Below are 12,628 nucleotides of genomic sequence, written 5' to 3'. Positions count from 1 at the left end.
AAATATATTATCAATAATATAGGTCATAACGTGCTGGATAGAATTAAAGTCTGCTTTACAGAAAGTATTCAAACGCAAATCGCAGCAGCAGAGGCATTACCGGACGCCATTTCACGCGCCGCAATGATGATGGTTCAATCACTGCTGAATGGCAACAAGATCCTGTGCTGTGGCAATGGCGGGTCCGCCGCAACAGCACAGCGTTTTGCCGCCAGTATGATAAATAGATTTGAAACAGAGCGGCCAAGTCTGCCAGCATTGTCGCTGAATGCTGATAATGTTGTTATCACTGCCATCGCCAGCAGCAGGCAGCCGGAAGAAATCTACGCTAAGCAGGTCCGGGCGCTGGGGCAGGCCGGAGATGTTCTGCTGGCTATTTCTACGCATGGTAACAGCCGGGCTATCATTAAAGCCGTAGAAGCAGCCGTTACCCGCGATATGACCATTGTTGCACTGACAGGTTTCGATGGTGGTGAGTTAGCAGGATTACTGGGACCACAGGATGTGGAAATCCGTATTCCTTCCCATCACAGTGTCAGGATTCAGGAAGTCCATATGCTGACAATCAACTGTCTGTGTGACTTAATCGACAATACTTTATTTCCTCATCAGGATGACTAAGGAGCCAAATAATGCGGTTACTCTCTCTATTACTGGTATTTTGCAGCACAATGTTACTACAGGGATGTATTGGTGCAGCCCTTGTAGGCTCTGCAGCAATTGCGACCAAAGCAGGTACAGATCCACGATCGGTCGGGCAACAAGTGGACGATACGACTCTGGAAGCTCGTGTCAGTAATGCCATAAGCAAAGATCCACAAATTAAGTCTCAGACCCGTATCGTAACGACGGTTTATCAGGGAAAGGTTTTGTTAACCGGGCAAAGCCCTGATATGCAGCTGGCAGAGCGGGCAAAACAGATAGCGTCAAAAACTGAAGGTGTCAGTGTGGTCTATAACGAAATCAGACAAGGGAAGCCCGTTTCTCTCGGTACTGCATCAGTGGATGCCTGGCTGACAACGAAAGTACGTTCAAAAATTCTGGCCAGTGATGCTGTGAAGTCATCAAATATCAAAGTGGTGACTGAAAATGGAGAAGTCTTTTTATTCGGGATTGTGACCAAACAGGAAGGCGCTGATGCGGCGAAAATTGCCAGTGAAACTGATGGCATTAAACGTGTAACCACCGCATTTACTTATCTCGACTAACCCCGGGTTATTTTTACAAGCAGGTCAGCATAAAAACAGGGCTGCTCTGCTTGTACTTCGATATGCACCGTCTTTCCAGCAATACCACAACACGATATCTTCAGTTTATTTGAGTCAGAAAATGCTTCCCTCCCAATAACTGCATTTGACGTAATATCCATTGCTGGCGTTGCAGCACATAGGCAGAAGGTGCATCAACCCGGTAGCGTATCGGATTAGGTAATACTGCCGCCAGAAGAGCCGCTTCAGAAGCAGTCAGACGACTGGCTGGTTTACCGAAATAGTGCCGGGAAGCGGCTTCCACACCAAAAATTCCTCTGCCAAATTCAGCAATATTCAGATAGATAGTTAGAATACGTTTTTTTGACCACACCAGTTCCAGAACCATTGCCATTCCCGCCTCCAGACCTTTCCTTACCCAACTGCGTCCTTCCCACAGGAATAAATTCTTGGCGGTTTGCTGAGTAATGGTGGAACCACCACGTATCCGTTTCTGATCTTTTTTATTATGTTCCACTGCCATTTTTATCGCAGAAAAATCAAATCCCCAGTGTTCCGGAAATCGTTGATCCTCGGCAGCAATCACGGCTAATGCTATATAAGGTGAAATTTGATCTTGGTCCACCCAAATAGAGCGAGAAACATAAGATAAATTAATTGAGATTAACGCATCTACCTGTCTTTCCAGCATCACCATAGAAAACGGCACTGGCAGAAATGAAAATGTGATTACAGCAACAAACCATAAAAGAGTGATCGCAAGCACAATTTTCTTCAACCAGCGCCATAATATTGAAAAAGGATTTCTCATCCTATTACTCAATCATTTCCAATATTTTTCTGACTAATTTATCGATTCCTATTTCAGCCTCAGACAAGGATTGAGCCAGCATATATGCTGGGGTTGTTACAATTTTGTTTTCAAAATCAATAACAATGTCGTCAACCGGACATTCAACATGAATTCCGCCCATTTTCTCTATCTGTGATACCGTTTCAGGATCATTACCTATAGTGACTTTTATCGATTCGCCTAATATTTTAGGCACCATCACAGGAGCAATACACATAAACCCCATTGGCTTGCCTTTTTTGTGCATATCCTGAACAATACTAAAAAATTCTTTATTTATTTCACACTCAAATCCTTTAAATGCGAAATTACTTAAATTTTTAGCTGCGCCAAAACCTCCGGGAACGATAAGTGCATCCAATGTATCGGCATTAATTTCAGATAATGGCTGAATATTACCTCTTGTTATGCGGGATGATTCTTCCATTATGTGACGTATTTCTTGTTTTTCCTCTCCATTAAGATGATTAATTACATGATGTTGTGACTCATCTGGAGAAAAAAAAGACACTTCAGCGCCTAAACGGCTCAAAGAGAGCATAGTTAGGACTGATTCATGGATTTCACTCCCGTCATAGACCCCACATCCACTTAATATCACTGCAACAGATTTCATATTTATCTCCATTTGTAGTAGATTAATGCTTAACCCCTTAGAGGGTTAAACACCAATCTTCATCACAGATTTTAATGAATCTTGTAACAAAAAATCTTAGATTAGCGGGTAAACAAGTTTCCCTGGTGTTGGCGCAGTATTCGCGCACCCCAACTTCGGTTGGGGTTATTTTTTTGTAGCGCCCGTTAACCAGTTTCTTAATGTTTCCGTATCATTTTTCCATTCCAGATTTAACTCATCTACCCACTCTTGTACGTTATCCCACCACGCGGGTAAATCCGGTGACTGGATCTGCTGTGCTAACTGTTGCAGATGACGTAATCCGACAGAGCCAGCAGCGCCTTTAATTTTATGAGCCTCTTCTACAATCCCTTTTTGGTCTCTCGCCGTCATATTTGAGTCCAATAGGGCAAGGTAGCCTGGCATCATGTCCTCAAAAATGGTCAGGTTATCGATGACCATTTGTGGCCCGACCAAATCGATATACTGGTTAAGCATCTCAGTATCGAGTAACTCTTCCTCTTTCTTCGGCTCAATGAATTCCGGTAATACAGTTCCAGCCTCCGTTGACTTACCCCAGAATTTTTCCATTACCGCAGTCAGTTCCTTAACAGAAAGCGGCTTACTGAGTACTTCATCCATGCCTGCATCAAGATATTCTTTTTTATCTTTCAATACATTGGCAGTCAGAGCGATCAGAGGAGGGAGCGTGTGATTCGGGTAACGTTGATGTAATTCGCGGGCAACATCCAGACCCGTCATATCCGGTAACTGAATATCAAGCAGCACCAGATCATATTCATCAGGATCAAACATATCCAGAGCATCGCCGCCAGTCATGGCCACATCCACACTATTACCCAGTTTCTCCAGAACAGAACGGGCAACAATCACATTCAGTTCAATATCCTCAACCAATAGAATATTCAGGGCTGGTAATGGCAGTGCGTCTTCTTCTTCCGTCCCTTCCGGGTTTTCATCAATCGCAGGAGCGATGATAGATAAAGTAAAACAAGAGCCTTTTCCGACTGTACTATTAACTGTGATATCGCCACCCATAGCCTGTGCAAGCCGTTTCGATACTGCCAGGCCGATCCCTGTTCCTGTTGCCGGGCGACCACCAGCACTATCTCTGACCTGATAATACATGGCGAAGATTTTTTCTAATTCATCAGCCGGGATGCCAATACCAGAATCAGTCACTTCAAACAGCAGGCGATCCCCTTTTTCACGCCAGATACGAACTTTGATCTCCCCTTTCTGGGAAAACTTCACCGCATTACCAATTAAATTCCATAGGATCTGGCGCAGGCGGGTTCCATCAGCCAATATTCTGGCCGGTAGTGGCAGCTCAGGTTCCAATACAAAACGGATACCTTTTGGCTGCGCCAGTAATCCGGATATGTTCTCCAAATCCGCTATAAAACTGGTAAAATCAATGGGCTGGCTGTCGAGCTGGACTTTTCGGCGTTCAATCTTATCCAACTCAATGATATCATTGAAAATATTACCCAGCGTGATTGCGCTGACATGGATCGTTTTCAGATAGTTGCCCTGTTCTGGTGTCAGGTTAGTATCCATCAGGATACGGCTTAAACCGACAATGCCATTTAAAGGCGTACGAAGCTCATGGCTAATCGTAGAGATAAAAGTAGTTTTGTCCCTGCTGGCATTCTCCAGTGCATCCTGATAGCGTTTACGCTCGGTTATATCGCGACCGAATCCCATCAGACCATGCCTCTTGCCAATACGATCATAAAAAGGCACTTTTCTCAGCTCAAAACAGGACTTTCGCCCATCAGGATAAACCAGCCACTGCTCATAGGTCAGTGAGACATTGTGCCGAAAAACTTTTTCATCCGTCTCCATTACCTTGTTGGCAATTTCTTTATCGTAGACTTCTGTCGGTGTCAGGCCAATCAGCTGCTTTTCACTTTTACCGGTCAGCAACTCCATTGCGCGGTTACAACCGGAAAATTCATTGTCTTCGTTGCGGTAATAAACCAGATCAGGCGAAGCATCAAGAAACGAACGTAACAGAACGGATTGTTGTTCAAGTTCAATCTGTGTTTTTTCACGATGCTCCATTTCTAATTTCAATTTATCCAGCAGAACCAGATGCGCCTGTTCCGCTTTTTCTCTTTCACTGATTTCCTGATTCAGTTGGGTAATATTGTCTTTTAGCTGTTGATTCAGTTTGGCATCACGCTGGCGCATTTCCTCCAGCTTTGCCACCAGACTGGATAAACGCTGGCGTGACTCTTCTAGCTGTTCCACAACAATAGAGAGAAAATAGACAGCCCACGGTGTAATTAATAAACCAAAGAAAATAGAACGGATTAAATCAATACGCTGCACTTCCCCATGCAAGACGAAAGTGACGGCCATTTGCATCGTCATTGCCAGAATTACCAGAACAGACGCCAGTAGTAATGAAAAACGCACAAGCCCGAGTTTCATCATTAAATCAACGTAATATTGGGCAAGCCCCCTGATAAACTTCATAACAGCTCCAAGTAAAATCACCAGATTGCATCATAGCTTAAAAAAAGCCTGACTTCGTTAGGGGATATTATTTCCAATTCCCAAAAAGAATAAAAAAGCATAAAAACAGAATAATAAATCAATTCTGAATTTAATTACCCACAAAAGATTAAAAAACAAACAATAATTTATACTTAACAAACATAAAATACATAACTACATTCTTAAAAAAGCAATAAAAAAAGATTAATAAACCAATAAAACACAATTTTAAAGCACATTTAAAACGCACTTTAGGTGTAGAATGGTGATATAAATCACATCATATCCAAGTCATGACACAGGTCACAAAACGGATTATTAACGAATATATTACATATATTCAATTAATTAACCTCATCATCATGGCTAAAAACACCTTTAGACACAATTTGACCTACTTTATTTTTCTCGCTAAGTTGGGAATTCACTGAAAATCACCTGCTAGTTTTTTAGCTAGCTCATATTTATGCAGTACCCTTATACAGAAACACAACATCATTTTGCTGTCTGTTATTAGCGGTAAATGGTACTGCCGATAAGACAAGCAATATTTGACTGAGGGCGCAATTCAGACGCCTGTAGAAATAATGATTTATATCATCACGTAATTGATGTGAGAGTCGGACAGAACTTGAGGGATTTACCATGTTGTATGACAAATTACAGGAAAAAGATAACTGTGGCTTTGGGCTAATCGCACATATTGAAGGAGAACCAAGCCATAAAGTAGTGCGTACAGCGATACATGCATTAGCCAGAATGCAACATCGGGGAGCTATTCTGGCAGACGGGAAAACCGGCGACGGCTGTGGTTTATTAATGCAAAAACCTGACCGTTTTTTCCAGATGCTCGCTCATGAACAATCGTGGCGACTGGCAAAAAACTACGCCGTCGGTATGCTGTTTTTGAGTCAGGATAGCCAAATCGCTCAGGCATGCCGCAATATTATTGAGCAGGAGTTAGAACATGAAACCCTGTCTATCGCTGGATGGCGGGAAGTCCCCACCAATCAGGATATTTTGGGTAATATCGCCCTGTCGAGCCTTCCCCGTATTGAACAGGTTTTTGTCAACGCCCCAGCTGGATGGCGATCGCAGGATTTAGAGCGCAGGCTGTTCATTGTCCGGCGGCGCGTGGAAAAACGTATTACTGATGAAGATTTTTATGTTTGCAGCCTTTCCAATGTAGTCACTATTTATAAAGGGCTATGTATGGCGGCTGATTTACCACGCTTCTATCCGGATTTAGCCGATTTGCGGATGGAATCTGCGATCTGCCTGTTCCACCAGCGGTTTTCAACCAACACCGTTCCCCGCTGGCCGCTGGCTCAGCCGTTCCGCTATCTGGCTCACAATGGAGAAATCAATACCATCACCGGCAACCGCGAGTGGGCAAGAGCAAGAGCTTACAAATTTCGTACTCCTTTGATCCCCGATTTACAAACGGCGGCTCCTTTTGTCAATGAAACCGGCTCCGATTCCAGCTCACTGGATAACATGCTGGAGCTGTTTCTCAACGGAGGGATGGATTTAATCCGCGCAATGCGTTTACTTGTCCCGCCAGCATGGCAGAATAATCCAGATATGGATGATGATCTGCGCGCCTTTTTTGATTTTAACTCCATGCATATGGAGCCATGGGATGGCCCTGCCGGTATTGTTATTTCTGACGGGCGTTATGCAGCTTGTAACCTTGACCGCAACGGTTTACGTCCGGCCCGTTATGTGATTACTAAGGATAAACTGATTACCTGTGCTTCAGAAGTGGGAATATGGGATTATCAGCCCGATGAAGTCGTAGAGAAAGGGCGGGTCGGGCCAGGCGAATTAATGGTGATCGACACCCGAAAAGGCCGGATTCTGCACTCTGCGGAAACAGATAACGATTTAAAAAATCGCCATCCTTATAAAGAGTGGCTGGAAAAAAATGTCAGGCACCTGACACCATTCGAAAAATTACCGGAAGCGCAGGTTGGCAAGCGAGATCTGGATGATCGTATGCTGGCAACCTATCACAAACAGTTTGCTTACAGTAATGAAGAGCTGGATCAGATTATCCGCGTACTCGGTGAGAATGGTCAGGAGGCAACCGGATCAATGGGCGATGACACCCCGTTTGCCGTCCTTTCCAGCCGACCACGCATTATCTATGACTATTTCCGCCAGCAATTTGCTCAGGTCACCAACCCTCCTATTGATCCGCTGCGTGAATCCCATGTCATGTCGCTCTCCACCCGCATCGGCAGGGAAATGAACGTCTTTTGTGAAGCAGAAGGTCAGGCTCACCGCCTGAGTTTCGAATCGCCGGTACTGCTTTACCCTGATTTTGTGCAACTGACAAAGCAGCAGGAATCTTATTACCGGGCAGAAACGCTGGATTTAACCTTTAATCCACAGGAGAGCACTCTCAAAAATGCCGTCTCAGCCCTGTGCGAACAGGCCGAAAAACTTGTCCGTGATGGTGCCGTCTTGCTGGTGTTGTCTGACCGTCATATTTCTCCTGAAAAATTACCGATCCCTGCACCCATGGCGGTTGGGGCCATCCAGCATTGTCTGGTGGAAAAAAGCCTGCGTTGCGATGCCAACCTGATAGTCGAAACGGCCAGTGCCCGCGATCCTCACCACTTTGCCGTACTGCTTGGATTTGGGGCTACCGCTGTTTACCCTTATCTGGCGTACGAATCCTTAGGCAAAATGATCGATGACGGCACGCTCACAACCCCATACGCCCGCGTGATGCTGAATTATCGTAATGGCATCAATAAAGGGCTATATAAGATCATGTCCAAAATGGGGATTTCCACAATATCCTCCTATCGTTGCTCTAAATTGTTTGAAGCCGTCGGTTTGCATTCCGAAGTCACAGAACTTTGCTTCAATGGTGTCGTCAGCCGTATTGAAGGGGCTGATTTCAGTGATTTTGAGCAGGATCTGCATAATCTCTCCAAACGAGCCTGGTTGCACCGCCATACTATCGAGCAGGGAGGGCTGCTGAAATATGTCCACGACGGAGAGTATCATGCGTATAACCCTGATGTTGTCAGCGCGTTGCAGGCAGCCGTTCACAGCGGTAATTACAGCGATTACCAAAAATACTCACAACTCGTCAATGGTCGTCCGGTAACGACACTGCGCGATTTACTGGCTATCTCACCAAAAGGTGAACCCGTTCCCATTGAAGACGTCGAACCCGCAGAGGAACTGTTTAAGCGTTTTGATACCGCCGCCATGTCAATTGGCGCTCTGAGTCCCGAGGCTCATGAGGCGCTGGCTGAAGCAATGAATACATTGGGTGGTTTCTCCAATTCAGGGGAAGGCGGAGAAGATCCTGCCCGTTATGGCACGAAAAAAGTCTCCCGCATTAAGCAAGTTGCCTCCGGACGCTTTGGTGTTACACCGGCTTACCTAAGTAGTGCCGATGTGATTCAGATTAAAATTGCTCAGGGAGCAAAACCCGGAGAAGGCGGGCAATTACCGGGGGATAAAGTCACGCCTTATATAGCCAGACTACGTTACTCAATCCCCGGTGTAACACTTATTTCACCACCACCGCATCATGATATTTATTCTATCGAAGATTTAGCTCAGTTAATTTTCGACCTGAAACAAATCAACCCCAGAGCACTGATTTCCGTTAAGCTGGTTTCTGAGCCGGGAGTAGGAACGATTGCCACCGGGGTAGCAAAAGCCTATGCAGATCTTATCACTATCGCCGGTTATGACGGCGGAACAGGTGCAAGTCCTCTCTCCTCAGTTAAATATGCCGGCTGTCCCTGGGAACTTGGTCTGGTAGAAACCCAGCAGGCTCTGGTTGCAAATGGCCTGCGCCATAAAATCCGTCTTCAGGTTGATGGCGGGTTAAAAACCGGAGTCGATATTATTAAAGCTGCCATTTTAGGTGCGGAAAGTTTTGGCTTTGGCACAGGGCCGATGGTCGCCCTCGGCTGTAAATATCTGAGGATCTGCCACCTCAATAATTGTGCTACCGGTGTGGCAACGCAGGATGAGAAACTGCGCCAGTCCCATTATCACGGCCTGCCGGAAAGAGTGATTAATTACTTCCACTTTATTGCGCAAGAAACGCGTGAAATTCTGGCGCAACTGGGAGTCCGTAAACTAACAGATCTAATTGGCCGCACAGACTTACTTGAAATACTGGAAGGTATCTCTGCTAAACAAAGTAAACTTAATCTTGCACCTCTGCTGGAAACCGTGCAGCCCCACGAAGGCAAGGAACAACACTGTACAGAAGATAATCCGTCTTTTGATCCGGGAATTCTGAATAAAACGATTGTCAAACAGGCTCTGCCTTACGTAGAAAAATCGCAGAGTAAATCATTCTATTTCGATATCCAGAATACGGACCGTTCCGTCGGTGCAGCATTATCCGGCATCATAGCAACCATGCACGGTGATCAGGGACTGGCGGGCAATCCCATAAAACTGCATTTTTCAGGAACAGCCGGGCAAAGTTTTGGCGTCTGGAATGCTGGCGGGATTGAACTGACACTCACCGGCGATGCCAATGACTACGTCGGCAAGGGTATGGCTGGTGGAAGAATTGTTATCCTGCCTCCGGTTGGTTCAGCATTCAAAAGTAATGAAGCGACTATTATTGGCAATACCTGCCTTTATGGGGCAACCGGTGGAAAACTCTTTGCAGCAGGTCGTGCCGGTGAGCGCTTTGCCGTAAGAAATTCAGGCTCCATCACTGTGGTTGAAGGTATCGGCGATAATGGCTGTGAATATATGACCGGCGGGATAGTCTGCGTGCTGGGTGGCACTGGCGTCAACTTCGGCGCAGGCATGACCGGAGGATTCGCTTATGTTCTCGATGAATCCGATGATTTCCGCAAACGGGTTAATCCAGAATTAGTCGAAGTTCTCTCAATCGATACCCTTGCCATTCATAAAGAACATCTGCGCGGATTAATCACTGAACACGTTCGTCTGACCAGCTCCCCACATGGTGAAAGCATTCTGGAAAACTGGTCACAGTGGGTCAATAAATTCGCACTGGTTAAGCCCAAATCCAGTGATGTCAACGCGCTGCTGGGGCATCGTAGCCGTTCCAGCGCAGAATTACGGGTTCAGGCACAGTAGGAGTCAGGAATGAGTCAGAATGTTTATCAGTTTATCGATCTACAGCGTGTCGATCCTCCAAAAAAAGCGCTGAAAGTCCGCAAAATAGAATTTGTGGAGATTTACGAACCTTTCTCTGAAATTCAGGCAGAAGCTCAGGCAGATCGATGCCTTGACTGTGGTAATCCTTACTGTGAGTGGAAATGCCCGGTACATAACTATATTCCGAACTGGCTGAAATTAGCCAATGAAGGACGCATTATTGAAGCCGCAGAGCTATCTCATCAGACCAACAGCCTGCCGGAAGTCTGTGGGCGGGTTTGTCCGCAGGATCGTCTGTGTGAAGGTGCCTGTACGCTGAATGACGATTTTGGCGCTGTGACCATCGGCAATATTGAGCGCTATATCAACGACACCGCCATTGCCATGGGCTGGACGCCTGATATGTCACAGGTGATCCCGACCGGTAAACGGGTGGCTGTCATTGGAGCAGGCCCGGCCGGATTGGCCTGTGCTGATGTTCTGGCCCGCAATGGGGTACAGGCTGTCGTTTATGATCGTCATCCTGAAATTGGCGGTTTACTGACGTTTGGGATCCCAGCATTCAAACTGGAAAAAGAAGTGATGAGCCGCCGCCGTGAAATTTTCGCCGGAATGGGTATCGAGTTCTGCTTAAACACGGAGATAGGTAAAGATGTTGCTCTTGCTGAACTCACAAAGCAATTTGATGCCGTATTTTTGGGAGTCGGGACTTATCAGTCTATTCATGCCGGTCTGGAAAATGAAAATGCCAACGGAGTATATGATGCCCTGCCCTTTCTCATTGCCAACACTCGCCAGTTAATGGGCTATGAAGAATCACCAGAGCAGCCTTATATTGATATGAAAGGTAAGCGGGTTCTGGTTTTAGGTGGTGGTGATACTGCGATGGATTGCGTACGTACTGCGGTTCGTCAGGGAGCAAGTCATGTGATTTGCGCCTACCGACGGGATGAAGAGAATATGCCGGGTTCCCGCCGCGAAGTGAAGAACGCCCGGGAAGAAGGCGTCGATTTCCAGTTCAATCTTCAACCTATCAGCGTTGAAATCAATCATAACGGGCATGTTAATGGGGTCAAAATGGCTCAGACGCAATTAGGCGAAATGGATGAAAAAGGACGTCGTCAGGCGGAACTTATCCCCGATTCGGAGTTTATCATTAATGCTGACGCAGTCATTATGGCATTTGGCTTCAAGCCACATTCCATGACATGGCTGGATGACCATCAGATCAATCTTGACCGACAAGGACGTATTATCGCTCCCGAATCCAGTATTTTACCCTTTCAGACCAGTAACCCTAAAATCTTCGCTGGCGGGGATGCTGTTCGAGGCTCAGACCTAGTCGTTACTGCCATTGCCGAAGGCAGAAAAGCTGCCTCCGGTATTCTCGACTACCTTGAAGTCTAATTCCATTTTCTCCTGAACTCTTCTCCGGTCTTTTGGCCGGAGAAACTCCTGCCAAATAATCGATACTCGCATCATTATCTTTTTACTACCATAATGATTATGTTTTTTTACATTATGCGATTATTCCTATATCCCAAAAACAAATATTTAAATTTAATATCCTGAAAATTACCAAATAAATATTTTTCCTAAAAAAAACCTCAGGAATACAGTGTACCCATGAAATAAAATTCCGTTTATTACAAAAACAACAGATTTAACATCTGCTATCTCAAGCCGATTACATAATAATTAATTGAACAGGATTTCTGGGTGCAGAAGGTAAAGCGCTCAATTGAAATCCGGAAGATATAATAACAGAGAGAAATAAATGCGTTTATTAACTAAAACATCCCTGTTTTCTTTCGTACTCTTGATTAGTTTTTCTTCTATCGCCGGTTTATCCACGCCAAAGGAGATTATTCAGCAAATTACAGAAAGGGGAGTGAATTCCACTGTTGCTGAAATAGGTGAAAGAAATAAAAGAAATGAAATTGCTAAACTTATTGCTACCGGAGATCCTGAATGGCTAGAAGTTGCTTTTCGGTTGACTCCCAATACCCATCGGGAATTCTCCAATCAGATCTTTGACTCCTTATCACTTGCTCTGCTCAATAACCCGGTTGAAGTCTTAGCTCAGGCCAACAAATACAGGCCTAGCTTAACAAATAACATCTGTGATCTTTCATTGACAGTTATAGCAGAGAAAAACAAGCATAAACTTATCAAAGGTATAGTTGCGAGTTTAAAGAGCGCTGAAAAATCCGCAAAAAGAAAAGATAAAGAAAATATAGAAAGGTGTATTTTGAAGTTGAACCAAGTATATCCCAGATATTTTTAAAATACTCCCAATTG

Annotated in this window: 7 protein-coding genes and 1 pseudogene; 5 read left to right on the top strand and 3 right to left on the bottom strand. The window is 45.1% G+C overall.

What is annotated here, in order from left to right; all coding sequences use genetic code 11:
- The first annotated feature begins 30 nt into the window (after positions 1–30).
- Positions 31–621 carry a DnaA initiator-associating protein DiaA gene (diaA, locus tag AACS92_RS01785; RefSeq protein WP_099109668.1) on the top strand — a complete coding sequence of 197 codons (591 nt, stop codon included), beginning with the start codon at positions 31–33 and terminating at the stop codon, positions 619–621.
- Positions 622–632: 11 nt separating this feature from the next.
- The gene (dolP, locus tag AACS92_RS01780; RefSeq protein WP_099109667.1) at positions 633–1,208 is read left to right on the top strand and encodes a division/outer membrane stress-associated lipid-binding lipoprotein; all 576 of its coding nucleotides are present in this window, start codon (positions 633–635) and stop codon (positions 1,206–1,208) included.
- Between the two features lie 100 nt (positions 1,209–1,308).
- Here dolP and mtgA read toward each other — a convergent pair whose 3' ends face one another.
- From mtgA to arcB, 3 genes and pseudogenes are all read right to left on the bottom strand, one after another.
- Positions 1,309–2,019, bottom strand: a complete 711-nt coding sequence (gene mtgA, locus AACS92_RS01775; protein WP_099109666.1) for a monofunctional biosynthetic peptidoglycan transglycosylase — start codon at positions 2,017–2,019, stop codon at positions 1,309–1,311.
- Between the two features lie 4 nt (positions 2,020–2,023).
- Entirely contained in the window at positions 2,024–2,677 is a 654-nt protein-coding gene (gene elbB / locus AACS92_RS01770; RefSeq protein ID WP_099109665.1) for an isoprenoid biosynthesis glyoxalase ElbB, read from the bottom strand.
- Between the two features lie 101 nt (positions 2,678–2,778).
- Positions 2,779–5,182, bottom strand: a pseudogene (gene arcB / locus AACS92_RS01765) (aerobic respiration two-component sensor histidine kinase ArcB).
- 666 nt (positions 5,183–5,848) lie between these two features.
- Between arcB and gltB the strand changes: the two are divergent.
- From gltB to AACS92_RS01750, 3 genes are all read left to right on the top strand, one after another.
- Positions 5,849–10,306: a glutamate synthase large subunit gene (gltB, locus tag AACS92_RS01760; RefSeq protein WP_099109663.1), complete on the top strand. Its 4,458-nt coding sequence runs from the start codon at positions 5,849–5,851 to the stop codon at positions 10,304–10,306.
- 9 nt (positions 10,307–10,315) lie between these two features.
- On the top strand, positions 10,316–11,734 hold the full coding sequence (locus tag AACS92_RS01755) for an FAD-dependent oxidoreductase (RefSeq protein WP_099109662.1): 1,419 nt from the start codon (positions 10,316–10,318) through the stop codon (positions 11,732–11,734).
- A 370-nt stretch (positions 11,735–12,104) separates the two neighbouring features.
- Positions 12,105–12,614, top strand: coding sequence for a hypothetical protein (locus AACS92_RS01750; RefSeq protein ID WP_241537923.1), 510 nt, complete (start codon positions 12,105–12,107; stop codon positions 12,612–12,614).
- The last annotated feature ends 14 nt before the right edge of the window (positions 12,615–12,628 follow it).

It is taken from the genome of Xenorhabdus sp. KJ12.1, from assembly GCF_963876495.1.
In the GTDB taxonomy this organism is placed as follows: Bacteria; Pseudomonadota; Gammaproteobacteria; order Enterobacterales; family Enterobacteriaceae; genus Xenorhabdus; species Xenorhabdus stockiae.
Note: the sequence above shows the minus strand (reverse complement) of the source record. Positions and strands in the feature narration are given on the sequence as shown.

Excerpts from the sequence above, each read along its gene's own strand:
- AACS92_RS01755 (WP_099109662.1), top strand. The coding sequence starts at position 10,316 with ATGAGTCAGAATGTTTATCAGTTTATCGATCTACAGCGTGTCGATCCT.
- gltB (WP_099109663.1), top strand. The coding sequence starts at position 5,849 with ATGTTGTATGACAAATTACAGGAAAAAGATAACTGTGGCTTTGGGCTA.
- mtgA (WP_099109666.1), bottom strand. The coding sequence starts at position 2,019 with ATGAGAAATCCTTTTTCAATATTATGGCGCTGGTTGAAGAAAATTGTG.
- dolP (WP_099109667.1), top strand. The coding sequence starts at position 633 with ATGCGGTTACTCTCTCTATTACTGGTATTTTGCAGCACAATGTTACTA.
- elbB (WP_099109665.1), bottom strand. The coding sequence starts at position 2,677 with ATGAAATCTGTTGCAGTGATATTAAGTGGATGTGGGGTCTATGACGGG.
- AACS92_RS01750 (WP_241537923.1), top strand. The coding sequence starts at position 12,105 with ATGCGTTTATTAACTAAAACATCCCTGTTTTCTTTCGTACTCTTGATT.